Origin of the sequence: Halalkalibacterium halodurans, from assembly GCF_004376175.1 — a bacterium.
Lineage (GTDB): Bacteria > Bacillota > Bacilli > Bacillales > Bacillaceae_D > Halalkalibacterium > Halalkalibacterium halodurans.
In genome coordinates this window covers 998-17,961 of the sequence record NZ_SNUY01000048.1, presented here as the reverse complement: position 1 = coordinate 17,961, position 16,964 = coordinate 998, and the positions used below count along the sequence as shown (strand labels likewise).

Sequence of the window (16,964 nt, the reverse complement as noted above, 5' to 3'; positions counted from 1 at the left end):
CCATTTCTGTACCCTTGACTTTGTCTTCACTTTTTTGTGCAACGCTAGTGATCTCCAATATGATCCTCACAAGGGAAATCTTCAGCTACTAACTCATTGAATGGCGGCTCTGTTAGCACGTGTTGCAGTTCCTCGATACGATTTACATTAAACTCAATGCCTGCACCACACCAAATGGCAGCTGCTTTTCGGACGATTTCACAAATCTCTTGATCCCGATTGTCATTGCGAAAAAATGTGGATGTCGGTGTAATATAGTGACATAGGTTAACTACACGACATCGCTCTTTAATGATTTGTACGGCATGATCTGGCACTTTTCTGCACAAATCCCCCATTCCAATTCACTCCTTTATTCATGTATCTACATAGGTTCCCAATTACCATCCAAAAAATTCGAGTAACTCTTCAAAGATCGAATAGATGAAAATGTATTGTGTCCTGCAAACACATAAACAAGTGGGATTGGGCATTCTTCGTTCTGTCAAGGGAATTCCAAGCAATGGACCGGAAATTACAACTAGATTAAACTAACATTTACTTTAGGCCTCATCCCTATCTAACGCTAATAGGGGAATTCGTTTTTGGTAACGCTCAATTAATAGTTGGTTATGATCATCAGCACCATCGATGTTCCCACTTAAGAAAATGGGTGGTTCATAACCGTTGTCGGCCATCCTTTTGATCGCTTCTGCAAACATGCTATTTAAGATCGTTGCTCCTACAACCGTCGAAGTCGGGGCAAAGGGTACTTGAACCTTTTCGTATGAAAGCACGGCATCTCCCTTAACCGAATGATTGTTAATGACGAGATCGACTGAATTATACAGATGCTTTCCACTTTTATGTCGTGACGGCTGGCTTTTGGAATATTCGAGTGACGTAACCCCAATGACAAAGGCTCCTTTTTCTTTACCGTACGCCGCCACATCCACGGGTACAGGGTTACGCCCCGAGGTTGATAAAACGATCAATACATCGTTCGCCTGAAGATCCTGATCCTGCAAAAACCAATCGGCGTAATCATTTTGCCGTTCCAGCTTGGATGAACGCACAGCTCCTTCGTGTAACATTAAAGGCTCCACAAGAATCGGTTTGATCGGCACGAGCCCTCCCGCGCGATAAAACACTTCCTCTGTTAATAGGTGCGAATGACCACAGCCAAACAGTTGGATAATTCCCCCATTTTGAATGCTTTCAGCTACCTTTTCTGCAGCTTGTTTTAATGAATCCTCTTCTATTTGTAATACGATTTCCAGTATTTCTTCGATTTTATTGAAATAAGTCGTTATCATTACGTAACCATCCTTTCTCACTATATTGTACTGCTTAAACGTCAATTTTTTACACTCCCCTACAAATAAAACCGAAATGGTGAAATTGTGCTTTGTGCGAAATCGTTCACAACACTTTGTGAAATATTGAGCAAACTCGTGGTACACTTTAGGTAGTAAGAAAGTTATAGAGAGGTTAAGGGGGAAGTCAGATGGTGACCGTTATTGCATTAACACCGATTTTATCGGTCATGTTGTTTCTTGTGTTGCTTCGCATGCCGGCAATGAAAGCGATGCCGATTAGTTTACTCGTAACCGCTATTTTAGCATTTGCTTATTGGAAAGTCCCTGTGGTCCACATTTCCGCTTCGATCATCGAAGGGATTATGATTGGTGTTTCGATTTTATATATTGTCTTCGGAGCGATCCTTTTATTAAATACGCTCCAAGCTAGCGGGGCCATCGATTCCATTCGTTCCTTTTTAATGAATGTGACTCCAGATCGACGGATTCAGGTAATATTAATTGCTTGGCTATTTGGTGCCTTTATTGAAGGGGCCGCTGGTTTTGGTACGCCAGCGGCTATTGCTGCCCCATTACTTGTCGCCGTAGGTTTCCCGCCGCTTGCAGCCGTTGTTCTTGCCTTGATTGCCGATAGCAGCCCAGTTTCGTTTGGGGCGGTGGGGACGCCCATCGTCGTTGGCGTACAGCAAGGTTTGCAGGAAGGGGCTGAGCTTGCCGCTGTCACCACCCCTTACCTATCAGAGATGTCCATGACCGATTATTTACGGCAGTTAGCTGCACAAGTGATGCAAATTGACGTCATCGTCGGGACGCTAATGCCGCTCATTTTGATCTTAGTATTAACCCGTTTTTTTGGCGAAACAAAATCGTGGAAAAAAGGGTTTGAGGTGTGGAAATTTGCCCTCTTTGCAGGGTTTAGCTTCACCGTACCAGCACTCATTGTCGCATTTTTGCTAGGGCCGGAATTCCCATCGATTGTTGGAGGTGCTGTTGGACTTCTTCTCGTTTTAACGGCAGTTCAAAAAGGTTGGTTCATGCCAAAAGAAACGTGGGATTTTCCACCACAAGATCAATGGTCTCCAGAGTGGCTTGGAAGTCTCACGGTCAAGCTAGATGACCGACCGAAACCGATGTCCCTTTTGCTTGCATGGGTCCCTTATTTGCTGCTTGGACTCCTTTTAGTCCTTACCCGACTGGATGTCCTTCCTGTGAAGCAATGGCTCATGAGCGTCCGTATCGGCTGGAACCATATTTTAGGTACGACGATTTCAGCTACCTTCCAGCCGTTCTATTTACCAGGGACCGTTTTTATACTTGTCGTTCTTATCACATTTTTCCTCCATAAGATTCGTAAAGATGCTTTTGCTAGTGCTATTTCAACTTCTTGCAAAACGTTGATCGGTACCGCTGTGACTCTATTTACAGCCGTTCCAATGGTGAGGCTTTTCATCAATTCCGGAGTGAACAACGCTGGTCTTGAGAGCATGCCGGTGGAGCTTGCCAATCAAGCAGCCGAACTTCTTGGTGGTAGCTGGCCACTCGTCGCCCCTTTCATTGGCGCTCTCGGTTCCTTCATTTCGGGTAGTGCCACATTTAGCAACATGATGTTCTCCCTTTTCCAATTTTCTGTTGCCGATCAAATTGGTGCTGATCCAACGCAAGTGGTTGCCCTGCAAGTAATGGGGGCAAACGCTGGTAATATGATCTGTGTTGTTAATGTTGTTGCAGCAGCCTCTGTCGTTGGCTTGGTTGGAAAAGAAGGGCTCATCATCCGCATGACGCTCATCCCGATGATGATTTACGCGGGGTTAGCAGGCGTGATTGGGTTGTTGATGTGACTCCTACTTTGGAAGCTAAGGTTACACAAGGCTTCCTTTTTTTCTTTCACCCCATTTACGTTTATACTTTACGTAGACATTTCATATAACACTGGGAGGGGTTTAGGATGAATTTTCAAATGAACGAAGCCATTCAATTGCTGGAGCGCACTCCAAAGACACTGGAGGTTTTTCTTGAGGGTTTATCTGATTCGTGGCATCAATGCAATGAAGGACACGAGACGTGGACAGTATATGAGGTCGTTGTTCATTTGATTGAAGCGGAAAAAACGAATTGGATTCCACGTCTGCGCTTTATTTTACAAGAAGGAGAACATAAGCCCTTTCCAGCATTCGATCGCTTCTCACACTTAAACCAAAGCAACGCGGTTCCAATTAGCGAGAGGTTTAAGGAGTTTCAGCAACTGCGAAAAGAGAACCTAAACACTCTCCAAAGCCTTGTACAATCGGAAGCCGACCTTGAACGAACAGGCGCCCACCCTGCATTTGGTGTCGTCAAAGTAAGGGAACTCCTCTCGGCATGGGTTGTCCATGACCTGACCCACATCGCGCAAATCGTAAGAAGCATGGCGAAGCGCTATGATACAGATGTTGGCCCATGGAAGGAATACTTAGGCATCTTAAACGATTAAACAATTCAGAGCCCTTGATCGATTGATTTGATCAAGGGTTTTCTATCTTTCTACCATTTTTACAAAATAAATGGGATAAAGAAGTCAAAAACGGGTATAGAGTACACGATGCGCGTCTCGTTTTAGTTGAAATGATTAGGAAAGGGGGATCAGTCATCGCCAACTGGCGGAATCGAGGCGAACGAAGCAATTGATTCAAGGGGAGGATTTCTTTATGAAACAGCAATTAATTAAAAACGGACTTGTGTTAGACATGAAAGGAAACCACAAACCACAAGCAAAAGACATCCTGATCGAAGGCAAGTGGATTCGGGACATCCGCCCAAACATCGAACCAGAAGTCGATACAGAAATCATCGACGCCGAGGGTAAAATCGTCATGCCAGGCTTTGTCGATACGCATCGGCACGTATGGGAGTCACTACTCCGTCACATCGGCACAGACTGGACCTTGCTCACCTATTTAGACAAATTATATTACGGTAATCTAGGATCAATGCTAACCCCTGAAGACTCCTATATTGCCAACCTTTGGGGCGCTCTCGAAGCGATTGATGCAGGGGTGACCACGGTGCTCGATTGGTCCATGCTCGAGACCCCTGAGCACGCCGACGCGTCCATCAAAGGACTTCAAGCAGCTGGCATTCGTGCCGTCTTCGCCCATGGCACCCCAGGGTATGAGGCGTATTGGTCCCGTGACAGTGAAGTGAGACACCCGAAAGACGCAAAGCGGGTAAAAAAAGAATATTTTCAGTCGGACGATCAGCTGCTGACCATGGCGTTAGCGATTCGCGGACCGGAATTCAGCTCATGGGAGGTCACCCTTGATGATATCCAGCTAGCGAGAGAACTTGATGCCATCGCGTCGATGCACATCGGATTCGGTACGTGGGGCCCTCATGACCGTTCCATCACCCGTATGCGTGATGCCGGCTTGCTCGATTCGGACTTAAACCTCGTCCATGTGAACCGAATCCAACCACATGAGTATGAATACATTGCGGAAAGCGGCGCCTCCCTATCCGTCACCCCTGAAGTGGAAATGATGATGGGGCACGGCTATCCAGCCACCGGTCACCTCCATAAGCACCGTGGCCTAGTCACCCTCGGCGTCGATGTTGTCGTTGCTACCGCAGGTGATATGTTCGCTCAGATGAAGTTCGCCCTTCAAGCCGAACGAGCGTGGCAAAATGAACAACGACTCGACCGCGGAGAAATGCCGGAGCAGCTGAAGATGACAACGAACGACGTGTTAACGTTCGCCACACTGAACGGTGCAAAAGCCCTCAAGCTAGACGATAAAATCGGAACCCTTGACGTAGGGAAAGAGGCAGACCTTCTCTTGATCAACCCAGCGTCGTTCAACCTGTTCCCGCTCAATCATGAGCCTGTTGGTGCGGTTGTCCAAAGCGCGAGGCCTGAAAACGTAGATTCAGTCTTCATCGCAGGCCGACCCGTTAAACGACACGGCAAGCTGTTATTCGATGACCTGGACGGCTTACGAAACAAAGTCCTAGCTGCAAGTGAAGCAGTCTTTCACAGACAGGCAGCCAAGAATTAACGAGAAAAGCCCTCATTGCCTGTGAGGAGGTGATGAGGGCTGTTGTTTATTTTATTTACTCTATTAGCTTTCATCAACAAAAAGAAATGTAAAACAATAGAGATTTTTTAGTCCTTCTGCTTCTTTATGAGTTGTGTAATTCCTATAGATAGAGGAATTGAAGCGAACAAAATGATCAACCAAAAAGAACGATCCGCAACACCATTGATCCCTATTATTAAAGTGATTAAACTAGCAAAAAGTATAACCAAAACGAACAGGGAACCCCTTTTACCAAATTGTTTCATGACAAAATTTATGATGATGATCAAGAGGACAAATAGGCTTAGTTGCAATAATAATTCCATATTGATCTCCTTTTGGGGTCCTTCACGATCCTATCTTTCCGATAAAGCTTCGATGCATTGTTTGGGATCATCACGATTTTTCCTCCTTTTGAAGCTACTTTCTAGTATTCTAGAACTTTTTCCCATTCCCCTTCGTTTTATAGTAATATAAATTAAAAACAATACTAGGAGAGAATGTTGTGAACCATGTCCATCCATTTTGTAATGTAAGCCCACGTCAGGGAGAACCAATCGCATGAAGTGGTATCGATTACTATTAATAAGCGGGCTTTTACTTATCGTGATCATTGCGGTGGCAAAGACGAAAGTCCAACTGGAAAGAGTTCAAGTCGAAGGAATCGAGCAGTTTCATCTCGATCTTTTAACAAATGAGGAGAGCGACTATTTACTATTCTATCCGGCTGACATCCGAGTCAACCAAGACGCCACTATTGTGAAAGCTATAAACGAGAATGGGGAGATCGTTGAGGAGTTTGAAATTGTTGATGACAAGTTTCGTCGTATGTTTATCCACCAAAAGCCAACGGATATGGATACCCTGTACGTTTCGTTATTTGGGGAGGCCACGTCTGATAATTACTATTATACGTTTGACTTACAGCGCCTTTCCTTTGAAAAAGTTGAGCTCGATTATTTTTCATCTAACGTTGGCGTGCAAAACCTTGAGCACTACGGGGAAGAGGTGTTATTTGATACAGCCGTCTCCCACAAAACGAGTGAGCAAAATATCGATTCTGACACGTTTAGTGTTTCTCTTTCCAATGCAACAACGGAACAAAGCTTTGAAACAGAGCCAGATTTTGTACCCAAAAGTGCACCACTGTTAGGGTTTCAGGAAAGGATCATATACGGCCTTAGCGGTCGTTTCAATCAAGAAGGGCACTATGAGAACGCAGGGATTGGGATTGTCGATATGGCGAAGGAGAACGTCACCTACGAAGATTTTCAACTAGGGGGACAAGATCTCTACCCCCTTTATGCGGATGATGATTATGCTTATATTTTAAGTGAGGAGGGAACGTTGTTTGTTTACGATCGTGAGTTCCGGTATCACGCCACCTATCCGTTTCACCACCTCCCACATCAAGATATGTATTACTTTGAGGGCGAAGGAACTGTTTTTCTCGAAGAAAACAAAGCCTTATATCTTGTCCAGAGTGAGGAGGACGGGGTTACCCTCGGTCTGCTTACATTTGGCGAAAACCCTACGTTTCAAGCCTTGGAAAAAGACTATATTCAAAAGGACGCTATCTACGAGATCCTTTATTATGACCATGTCGTAAATGGATTTATTTACGCGAGAAAGGAGCCGACGCTCATTTGCTGATCATTGACAATGGGACGTTCGATGTAAAGGCGAAAATTCCGATCGAGGATCATCATTTGCTCGATTTTGTCCTAAAAGTAGAGCGAAATGAATAAGGGGGGAAGGCCACGGAGTTAAAAGAATTACGGAGAGCTCTTGGAGCTGGACATCTCTTTCATACGAGAAACAGGGGCTGCTCAACATGAACAGCCCCTCTCCTTTATTACGCTTGAACTTCGTTGAAAAATTGCGGCAAGTGCTCCTTGTGTGCCTCAAGCATGTCATCAACGATTTGTTTCGCGATCGTGTCCGATGGACTTAATGGATTGATCGTCATCGCCAGAACCGTAAGATCATAATCGCCAGTAACGGCCGCTTCTGCTGCTACCCGTTCAAACGACTTAATTTGCTGAACGAGTCCGCGGACCGGGACTGGCAAATCTCCCATCGCGATCGGCTTCGGTCCATCCTTTGTGATGACACAACTCACTTCCACCGCTGAGTCGCTCGGGATGCTTGCGATTGCCCCACGATTCATCGTATTCACGGGTTGAATATCTCGTCGATCTGTATAAATCGAATGGATTAAGCGGACGGCGGCATCAGAGTAATAGGCTCCGCCTCGTTCTTCGAGCTGCGGTGGCTTGATGTCCAGATTCGGGTCCTTATACAGCTCAAACAGTTCTTTTTCTAAGCGTTGGACGACTTCAGCCCGTGTGCCTTCCTCTTCAGCTTTTTTCAAATCCTTTTCGACCATTTCCCGTGACTTGTAATAATACATATGGTATGGGCATGTGAGGACGCCGAGCGCTTTGATAAAGGATGGCTCCCAGCCGAGCCCGTCGATGTTTTTGACGAAACTACTATTGTTCGGATCTGTGATCATCTCAATCACTTTGTCTTTTACACTGACACCGTCTAAATAAACATCGAGTCCGTACACCATATGGTTCAAGCCGGCAAAGTCAATGCGAATGCGCGAGTGATCCACATCAAGCAGTTTGGCGACACCCATTTCGATCCCGATGGGAACATTGCATAGCCCGACGACTTTTTTAATATTGGCATAACGTAAGACTGCTTCTGTCACCATACCCGCTGGATTCGTAAAGTTGATAAGCCATGCATCCGGACACAGCTCCTCCATGTCACGGCAAATGTCAAGAATAACCGGAATCGTGCGCAGCCCTTTAAACAAGCCGCCTGGCCCGTTCGTCTCTTGACCGAGCACGCCATACTTTAATGGAATTCGCTCATCCTTTGCCCGCGCATCCAGCAAGCCCACTCGAAATTGCGTCGTAACGAAATCGGCTCCTTTTAACGCTTCTCTTCGATCAAGGGTTAGATGAATGTCAATCGGTAGACCCGCTTTTTGAACCATGCGCTTCGCAAGGTTCCCGACGATCTCCATTTTTTCTTTGCCTTCCTCAATATCGACGAGCCATAGTTCACGAACCGGCAGCTCATCATAGCGTTTAATAAATCCTTCAACAAGTTCAGGCGTGTAGCTTGAACCCCCACCAATCGTCGCAATCTTAATACCTTCTGTCATTGCCTTACACCTCCGAGAGCTTAAATGTTTTTATACCGTTACCCTAAATCGATCCCATTCGATTCGATTACTTTTTTATACCAGAAAAAGCTATCCTTCTTCTTCCGTTCGAGTGTGCCGCTACCATCATCATGCTTATCGACGTAGATAAAGCCGTAGCGCTTCGAAAATTCGCCGGTAGAAGCACTTACTAAATCAATGCAGCCCCAGCTCGTGTAGCCCATCAGCTCGACCCCATCTTCAACCGCTTCGGCCATCGCTTCGATATGACTGCGTAAATAGTCAATCCGATAATCGTCATGAATCGAACCATCTTCCTCTACCGTATCGTAAGCCCCTAAGCCATTTTCTACGATAAACAGTGGTACTTGATAACGATCATAGAGCTTGTTTAACGAGATTCGCAAGCCGGTCGGATCGATTTCCCAGCCCCAATCGCTCGCTTTCAGAAATGGGTTTTTTACTCCTTCTAATAAGTTTCCTGGAGCAACATCAGCACCTGTTTTATCAAGCATTTGCGTCTGTGACATGTAGTAGCTTAGTCCGATGTAATCGACGGTATGCTCCTTGATGATGTCGAGATCGCCCTCCTCAATCTCAAGCGTGATGTTGTGCTTTTTGAAATAGCGCCGAATGAAAGCTGGGTACTCCCCACGCACTTGCACATCACCGCAGAAGAAATTAAACAGCCGCTCTTCCTCAAGGGCATACATCACATTGTCAGGATGGCAATCGTACGAATACACAGGCGCAAATAAGATCATGCAGCCAATTTGCGCATCTGGAATGATTTCGCGGCACGCTTTTACCGCCAGAGCGCTCGCTACAAATTGATGGTGGAACGCTTGAAAAATGTCCTGATGCTTTGTTTCTTCGTTTTCAATAGAGAAGCCCATGCTCATAATGGGGAAGTGGAGGGCCCCGTTAATCTCATTGAACGTCATCCAATACTTCACTTTCTTTTGGTAGCGGTTAAAAATGACCTGCGCATATCGCTCAAAAAACGTAACCAATTTGCGGCTTCTCCACCCGCCATATTGCTTCACGAGGTTGAGCGGCATTTCATAGTGAGAAATCGTCACAACAGGCTCGATTCCGTGCTTATGCAATTCATCAAACACTCGATCATAGAAAGCAAGACCTTCTTCGTTCGGCTCTAGCTCAGTTCCATTCGGAAAAATCCGCGTCCACGCAATCGACATCCGAAACACTTTAAAACCCATCTCAGCAAATAACGCAATATCCTCTTGATAGCGATGGTAGAAGTCGATCGCTTCATGGTTCGGGTACGAGTACTTCTCTTTATCGATTTCAAAGGTAAAGCCTGGTCGCTTTAAAATCGTTAGCCGCTCTTTGCCTCCGGGAAGAACATCGGCAATGTTTAGCCCTTTGTTCCCCTCATGAAAGCCACCTTCCATTTGATTAGCGGCGGTTGCCCCGCCCCATAGAAAACCTTCTGGAAATCGTGTCATCTGCCATTCCTCCTATTGAAATCTTCTTGTCTTCCCGTTTCACAAAAGACCAAAAACTGATCCGTTTTTGATAATCGAAGAGCTTACCGATACGGGCCTTCGCCTCTTTTAAACAAACGTTTAGTTAACCTCTACCACCATCGTAAATGGAAGGGTGGTGATCGTAAACAAGCGGAGGCCATATGGTTTGTTATCACACCGAAAGTCGCGTGTTACATTTTTGTAACAGTATGTTACTTAGTGCTATAATAGTGTTATTCAAACGGAAGATACAATAGCGGTGAAATAGTAGCAAAGCAATGCAACGATGGGATATGTAGCAGTATAGAACATCTAGTAAGGAAATCATGGACAGAGAAGGGGTATACGATGTTTTCAAGTGAGGTCATTGCGTCCTTTAATGAGTTAGAAATGTCGATCTACAACTACATTTGCCAACACGCAGAAAAAGTAGCGTACATGCGGATTCGTGAGCTTGCTGACGAAACCCACGTATCGACAGCGACGATTTTGCGTTTTTGCCGAAAAGTGGATTGCGACGGGTTTTCCGAATTTAAAGTGAAGCTAAAAATGCACCTAGAAAAAGAGAAGAAAGCTCCGATTAAAAGCTCCCAGCATGCGATTGCGGAATTTTTCGAACGGGCGTTTAAAGGGGACTTGGAAGAAAGAATTTCCGAGGCCGCTGCCCTTGTGGCAGATGCGGAAAACGTCATCTTCATCGGAATCGGCAGTTCTGGAATCTTAGCTGAATATGGCGCAAGGTATTTTTCCGCCTTAGGGAAATTATCGATGTACATTAAAGACTTTTCTTACCCGATTCACTCCAAGCTCCGGCAGAACAGCGTCACCATCGCCCTATCTGTCTCAGGGGAAACCCACTTTACCATCACCCAAGTGAATCAGCTAAAACAAGAAGGTAGCAAAATCATTAGCATCACCAACAATAAATTTTCCACAATAGCAAAAGTAGCAGATGTCAATCTTTCGTATTATGTCTCGGAAGAGTTTTTTGAGAAAGCAAACATCACGACCCAAGTGCCCGTCGTGTACATTCTTGAAGCGATGGCCCGTGAATTGTATAGATTGCAGGGGTAGCATGTTTTTCTAACAAAAAAAGCACCTCCATTGGTTTAATTGTCAATGAGGTGCCGTTCGTAAGGAGTTTTCACTTTAAGGGCCATGCCTTCCCTTATCCGTTGCTGCGGATTTCTTCGCGAATTTTCTGGATTTCTTCTTCAAGCTGATAAAGTTGGCGCTCAATGGGCCCCCCATCGCCACCAGTGGATTCAACCTTCTCCAAATCGCCCTGATACTTGATATAATCCGCTTTTAACGTAGCAAGACGCTCCTCCAAATTTGCTGTACTCATGGCTGTATCGCCCCTTCCCCTATCCATTCACTTCTAACGGTACCACGGGTTCCTATCAGCCTGCAAACACTTGGTCTTTTCCATGGGTAACACAGAATCCATACCATTTGAAGCGATGGCTGGGGTGCTGTTGAGATTCTATCGGTTTAACAAGAAAAGTACCTAGAATCGACATGAACGTCAAACTTGATGAAGCAATACCAAACATTCAACCAGTGTATTGAAGTCTTAATTGATATAATGCTAAACACCTGAAAGCCGCTATCATTTACTGATCTTTCCTCTCTTCAAGCAACTGATCCACCTTCTCATGAAGGGATTTCATTTCTTTCTTTTGATGATCAAAATGGACAAAAACTCTGGAAATCATATAAATGATTAGTAGCCAAAATAAAATCCCAACGATTGATTCAAATAAATCCATTTGGAAGGCACTTGGGCTGTACTTTAAAAAGTTCCTAATGTATGTTTAGTATTAGTAGACTCTGCCCTACGTCTTTAATTTCGCTGCATCAGCCCTCTACTGTACTCATCTACAGCCGGGCTCTCTCATGTTTGACAATTATTCGTCCTCTTCTTCACAGTAATTTAAATCAACGGTGATTTCACTATCACTTACGAAAAAATTCACATTCCACCTTAGATGTATTTTGAAATTATTATTTTCACTCACTTCTACTACAGCGTGAATTTCATCAAGGCCCTTCGAGACAAACACGATTCCCTTAGTATCATCATTCGTAAAAACATGCATTGCTGGATTGTAATTGATTTTCATATGGTTAAACGTCATTTGCTTCATTCGTTCGCCACTCCTCTATGCTGTCATTATAAACAGTGGTTTCATTTTATCATGAAAACGATCAAAAACCCCTGCGACACTCGTTCTGCAGCAGGGGTCCTTCTTCGTCTTATTTCGTTACACTCTACTATGAATGAGACGAAGAAACTGCTTCGTCCGCTCTACTTTTGGTGTCTTGAAGATGTCGTCTGGGGTGCCTCGCTCCACAATTTTGCCGTCGTCCATAAAAATGACTTCGTCCGCCACTTCTTGAGCAAACCTCATTTCATGGGTGACAACGATCATGGTCATTCCTTCTTCGGCCAACTCCTTCATGACTCGTAAAACCTCGCCAACAAGCTCTGGGTCAAGGGCAGACGTTGGCTCATCAAACAGCATCACTTTCGGCTCCATGGCGAGCGCCCGAGCGATTCCTACTCGTTGCTGCTGGCCCCCTGACAGTTGAAATGGGTATACAGTTTCCTTATCGGCAAGACCCACCTTTGCAAGGAGCTGCTTCGACTTCTCCTCAACCTGTGCTTTTGCCTCTTTCTTTACGGTCATCGGGCCTTCCATGACGTTTTGAAGTACCGTCATATGGGGAAAAAGGTTATAGCTTTGAAACACCATCCCTGTCAATCTGCGAAAATTAGCGATCTCTTTGGAAGATACTTTTCCGCTGAAATCCAACGTTTGATTTTCAATCTGGACCGATCCTGAAGTCGGTGTCTCTAAAATATTTAAACAGCGCAGGAGGGTCGTTTTCCCAGATCCTGAAGGACCAATGACGACAACTACTTTTCCACGTTCAACGGTTAAGTCAAGGCCTTTGAGTACTTCGACTTCTCCAAATTTTTTATATAAGCTCTGTACGGCAATCATTTTATGAGCTCCTTCTTATTTCGCGACATAGCGATCTAAACGGTTTTCGATTCGTCCCTGTACTAACGAGAGACCAAAGCAGATAATCCAGTAAATGGCGCCCGCTTGCGCATACAATAGTAAAAATTCATAGTTCGTTGCTGCGATTTCCTGGGCTCTCCGGAACATTTCTGCCGCCAGGATCAACGACGCCAATGACGTATCTTTCACAAGGCTAATAAAAGAATTGGACAAGGGCGGAATCGAGACACGAGAGGCTTGCGGCAACACGATATGCTTTAATGCCTGTGGATAGCTCATACCGATCGAATACGCCGCCTCCCATTGCCCTTTTGGAATTGACAAAATCGCGGCACGGATAATTTCAGACGCATATGCCCCAACATTTAACGAGAATCCTTTATTGTAGAGCCACATTAAAAAACCCTCTGCCGGGTTGGAAAGCAGAGGGTTCTGTAAACCATTGATATTAACGCTTTGAGAACTGAGGTGCACGACGAGCAGCTTTAAGACCGTATTTCTTACGTTCTTTCATTACGACAGTTAATATAAATAAACACGGATAGGCTAAACCTTGGTAAGTGAAGGTTTAGCCACTTTTCATTTACGAAAAAGCAAATTAAATAATATACGATTATATATGTTTCGTGGTCAGAATGTGGTCAAATTGAGTAGGAGGGTCTGATCCCCCGTGTCACAAAACCATAGATAACCTCGGTTTATGAACATACCTTACACAAAGAAAGCTCGCCTATGCTAGTTTTTATGAGTTCTAAACCAACAGTCCTTTTTTGATTAGAAATTTATGTGCGTTAGGTAAAACACTATTTTGCAGTAGGTCAATGTTTTCACGGTAAAAAGTGATAGACTCTTTTTTAATTAAATTATCTAGATTGCCTACCGGTTTAATTGAAGTATATTGAAACTTACCACCATCAAATTCAGCCTCTAAAAACCTGTTAGATGTTAATCCATTAGACAAGAGAAGATCAAACAACACTTTCCCCCGGAATTCGGATTCCATTTCCTCTTCAATTTTTTCAATATCCTCTAAAGGATTTATGTAGGAAGTAGAAAATACGATATAAGGGTATTCATTATTAAGTTTATAAATTTCATAATTCTTCATCATTATCACCTTTATCCCTAAAAAGGATTAAATCAACTCGATACAGGATTGTTCAATTTTTCATGGGTAGTTTCAATTAAAGATATTACTTGTTCAATAATTAATTCAGCGTTTTGTTTGGTTTCAATAATTCTAGTCGCAGAGGCAATTGCTTCCGCATGAAATATTGTATGACGATGTTTATGTACATAATTATATAATGTTTCAATCACATCAATTGTTACAATACTGTCAATTTCGGGCTCCTGAAGATATTTATATTTCTTTAATATACTATTATACCCAAAATATTTACCAAACCCACCTTTTTTTATTAAAATTCCTTTTTCAGCGAAAATTTGCTTAAGATAACCTTCAAGTGTTTTTAAAGCAGGAAACACAAAGGATGAGTAATCTTCTAATTCTATATCTATTTTTTGCAGTGCCAAAGAGGCTGATAATACCTTCTTAAGCTCTTCATTTATATAATTATATGCAGAAGGTAACATTTCCTTCATTTCATCTCTAATTTCGGTAGGACTAATTTCGACACTAAAGAACTCTGACTGGTTTTTTATAACATCTTCAAAAGGAAAGTAAGCAGAAAGCAAACAGGTGACTTCTTGGTATAAAAAGAACGGTTTCCCCTGTATCTGTAATCTCTTGTTATCATAATATGTCAGTGTTATTTTGTCACCAATTTCACTCTTAAATTGATACAAGGAGTATCTGTTAGTATCATTCCGAGATACATTTACTTTTTTAACACCTTTCAATTCTCCAAGGTATTCAATTATCAAGTCAAGTTCATCTTCTGGTAATGGATGCACTGAGTAAGATCTACTCTTAATATCGGAATACGAATATTCAAGTTTCCCTAGGATATAGGTTGCCAATTCCATGCTGGTATCTTGGTTTTGACCAACCTTAGGTTGTATTGTAGTTTTATCATCCTTATTAAAGTAAAAGTCAACCAATAGCTCTTTACCATCACCAACTATGGTACATCTGTATTGATTTCCTCCAACAAGCTCGAGTTCTGAACATGTAAACGAGGAAAACTTTAACTCTGAAAACTCATTAATCCATTGAAGCAACATATTTCTATTGAGATGCAACCCTTTAAAAATATTTTTTTTACTCATAGTCCCTTCCCCCCAGAAGAATCCAACATTTAAACTATAATCTAATATACCATAATAAAAGAATATTACGTCTAGCAATCTATCGTATTTAAGAACAAACGGACCCCCATGAATCCTTAATAATCAAATAATTTTATCTGTGGTCTTAAAATGCAGTTTAGCAACATCTCTTAATTCTTGCCTACCATACATGGATACAAACTTTTTAGCGGTATCAACTGTTTGGGTTGATGCCCCTTTTGTAAATGTTATATTGTATTTCACTAGTGTTGCATTAATAATAATTGAAGATTTAAAATCCTTTGAATCTTCAATTATTAATCGTTTTAGCCATAAAAAAATCCTTTACAATGGAAGTACAGGTGGTTCCTGTCCAAATCCAACGTAAAGGATCTCAGCTATGGACAAGAATACACGATTTTCTTCATTTGGTAAATGGGTTGCACCCATAAATATGAAACTTTTTAATGAACAAGTTGAAAAATATCATCTTGATAAGTATACGAAGAAGCTAAAAACACTTTCATTTACAAAACTTTTTCTCTATGCCCATTTGAATCAGATGGAAAGCCTTCATGATCTAAATACTGCACTAGCGGATGAAGGTTTGCAGAAAGAACTTGGATTTAAATCGATTAGTGTATCTCAGTTATCTCGTAAAAATAAATCGATGGATCCAGAGTTTTTATCGACCATTTTCCTTGAACTTGTGCGTCTCATTCATCTGAAAACAGACAAACGAAAAAGGATGAACCCTATTAAAATCATCGATTCTAGTACGATGCCACTTAACCTTACTCGTTGTCAGTGGGCTCATTTTCGGAAGTCAAAAGCTGGTGTTAAGCTTCATCTCCGTTTAGTTTACGTGGATCAGGAACTGGTCTATCCTGATAAAGCCATTATTACAAATGCTGCCGAGCACGATCGTAACCAACTTGAAATTCTTGTTGATGATAAAGACGCCATGTACGTGTTTGACCGTGGATATGTCGATTATGAACGATTTGATCGCTACACAGATGATGGAGTCTTTTTTCTGTCTAGACTGAAGAAAAATGCAGTTATTCGGGAGATTGAAACCTTTGATCTTCCAGAAGATAGCTCGGTAACTTCAAACAAAATGGCTTACATCGGTACCACTCAAAAGAGATGTGACAATGTGTTTCGAATCATTGAAACAGTTGATTCGAAAGGACAGCTTTTACGTTTGATTACCAACCGTTTCGACTTAACTGCCGATGAAATTGGCGATCTATACCGCTCAAGATGGGCCATCGAGCTCTTCTTCAAATGGCTAAAACAACACGTGAAAATCAAAACTTTCTTTGGTTATAGCGAAGAAGCGGTGCACAATCAACTGTTTTTAGCGCTCATCACGTATTGTCTCAATGTTCTTATCCAACTCGAAACCAAAAGTAAGCAAACACTTTTACAAATTACTCGATGGTTAAAGAGGACCATATGGCGCCCGGCAAGAGTTTGGCTTAGCTACATTGTTCCTAGCGGGATTCCGTAAAAGAGAAAAAGTCGTTGTCGCCCAAGTGTAATTGTATAATTTTACCAAATGGACAGTGCCACCTTTCCCTTGGTGTTGTCTTTTTAGCTCATTTACTAGAATGAACAAATAACAGAATAATCAGATTTTAAGTATCTTCTTTTATGCAACGCTAGTG

General features: G+C 42.9%; 16 protein-coding genes and 2 pseudogenes. 6 read left to right on the top strand and 12 right to left on the bottom strand.

Annotated elements, in window-relative coordinates:
* Nucleotides 1–44 precede the first annotated feature (44 nt).
* Entirely contained in the window at nt 45–338 is a 294-nt protein-coding gene (locus E2L07_RS14555) for a hypothetical protein (protein WP_134229927.1), read from the bottom strand.
* Between the two features lie 204 nt (nt 339–542).
* A complete protein-coding gene (locus tag E2L07_RS14550) occupies nt 543–1,295 on the bottom strand; it encodes an SIS domain-containing protein (protein ID WP_134229926.1) in 753 nt (250 codons plus the stop codon).
* Nucleotides 1,296–1,486: 191 nt separating this feature from the next.
* On the opposite strand from E2L07_RS14550, the gene E2L07_RS14545 reads away from it, so the two are divergent.
* The 4 genes from E2L07_RS14545 to E2L07_RS14530 all read left to right on the top strand — a co-directional run bounded on the left by E2L07_RS14545 (nt 1,487) and on the right by E2L07_RS14530 (nt 7,003).
* Nucleotides 1,487–3,136, top strand: a complete 1,650-nt coding sequence (locus E2L07_RS14545) for an L-lactate permease (protein WP_134229925.1) — start codon at nt 1,487–1,489, stop codon at nt 3,134–3,136.
* A 107-nt stretch (nt 3,137–3,243) separates the two neighbouring features.
* Entirely contained in the window at nt 3,244–3,768 is a 525-nt protein-coding gene (locus E2L07_RS14540; protein ID WP_134229924.1) for a DinB family protein, read from the top strand.
* A gap of 214 nt (nt 3,769–3,982) precedes the next feature.
* Entirely contained in the window at nt 3,983–5,329 is a 1,347-nt protein-coding gene (locus E2L07_RS14535) for an amidohydrolase family protein (RefSeq protein WP_134229923.1), read from the top strand.
* Between the two features lie 582 nt (nt 5,330–5,911).
* Complete coding sequence (locus E2L07_RS14530; protein WP_134229922.1) at nt 5,912–7,003, top strand: hypothetical protein; 1,092 nt, start codon at nt 5,912–5,914, stop codon at nt 7,001–7,003.
* A gap of 202 nt (nt 7,004–7,205) precedes the next feature.
* On the opposite strand, the gene E2L07_RS14525 is transcribed toward E2L07_RS14530, so the two are convergent.
* Both E2L07_RS14525 and E2L07_RS14520 read right to left on the bottom strand, forming a co-directional pair.
* Nucleotides 7,206–8,534 carry a 6-phospho-beta-glucosidase gene (locus E2L07_RS14525; RefSeq protein ID WP_053432048.1) on the bottom strand — a complete coding sequence of 443 codons (1,329 nt, stop codon included), beginning with the start codon at nt 8,532–8,534 and terminating at the stop codon, nt 7,206–7,208.
* A 38-nt stretch (nt 8,535–8,572) separates the two neighbouring features.
* The gene (locus tag E2L07_RS14520) at nt 8,573–10,006 is read right to left on the bottom strand and encodes a glycoside hydrolase family 1 protein (RefSeq protein WP_134229921.1); all 1,434 of its coding nucleotides are present in this window, start codon (nt 10,004–10,006) and stop codon (nt 8,573–8,575) included.
* A 369-nt stretch (nt 10,007–10,375) separates the two neighbouring features.
* Between E2L07_RS14520 and E2L07_RS14515 the strand changes: the two genes are divergently transcribed.
* Nucleotides 10,376–11,101, top strand: coding sequence for a MurR/RpiR family transcriptional regulator (locus E2L07_RS14515; protein ID WP_134229920.1), 726 nt, complete (start codon nt 10,376–10,378; stop codon nt 11,099–11,101).
* Nucleotides 11,102–11,195: 94 nt separating this feature from the next.
* On the opposite strand, the gene E2L07_RS14510 is transcribed toward E2L07_RS14515, so the two are convergent.
* From E2L07_RS14510 to E2L07_RS14480, 8 genes and pseudogenes are all read right to left on the bottom strand, one after another.
* Entirely contained in the window at nt 11,196–11,375 is a 180-nt protein-coding gene (locus E2L07_RS14510; protein ID WP_134229919.1) for an SE1832 family protein, read from the bottom strand.
* 268 nt (nt 11,376–11,643) lie between these two features.
* Entirely contained in the window at nt 11,644–11,799 is a 156-nt protein-coding gene (locus E2L07_RS20885) for a hypothetical protein (protein ID WP_166740089.1), read from the bottom strand.
* A 138-nt stretch (nt 11,800–11,937) separates the two neighbouring features.
* A complete protein-coding gene (locus tag E2L07_RS14505) occupies nt 11,938–12,177 on the bottom strand; it encodes a hypothetical protein (protein ID WP_134229918.1) in 240 nt (79 codons plus the stop codon).
* Between the two features lie 117 nt (nt 12,178–12,294).
* Nucleotides 12,295–13,038, bottom strand: coding sequence for an amino acid ABC transporter ATP-binding protein (locus tag E2L07_RS14500; protein WP_134229917.1), 744 nt, complete (start codon nt 13,036–13,038; stop codon nt 12,295–12,297).
* A gap of 15 nt (nt 13,039–13,053) precedes the next feature.
* Nucleotides 13,054–13,437, bottom strand: a pseudogene (locus E2L07_RS14495) (amino acid ABC transporter permease); the annotation flags it as partial.
* A 70-nt stretch (nt 13,438–13,507) separates the two neighbouring features.
* Nucleotides 13,508–13,573: pseudogene (gene rpsI / locus E2L07_RS14490) on the bottom strand (30S ribosomal protein S9); the annotation flags it as partial.
* A gap of 237 nt (nt 13,574–13,810) precedes the next feature.
* Nucleotides 13,811–14,167, bottom strand: a complete 357-nt coding sequence (locus E2L07_RS14485) for a type II toxin-antitoxin system RnlB family antitoxin (RefSeq protein ID WP_208402057.1) — start codon at nt 14,165–14,167, stop codon at nt 13,811–13,813.
* A gap of 32 nt (nt 14,168–14,199) precedes the next feature.
* Nucleotides 14,200–15,291: a type II toxin-antitoxin system RnlA family toxin gene (locus E2L07_RS14480; RefSeq protein ID WP_134229915.1), complete on the bottom strand. Its 1,092-nt coding sequence runs from the start codon at nt 15,289–15,291 to the stop codon at nt 14,200–14,202.
* A 400-nt stretch (nt 15,292–15,691) separates the two neighbouring features.
* On the opposite strand from E2L07_RS14480, the gene E2L07_RS14475 reads away from it, so the two are divergent.
* Complete coding sequence (locus tag E2L07_RS14475; RefSeq protein WP_134229914.1) at nt 15,692–16,807, top strand: IS4 family transposase; 1,116 nt, start codon at nt 15,692–15,694, stop codon at nt 16,805–16,807.
* The last annotated feature ends 157 nt before the right edge of the window (nt 16,808–16,964 follow it).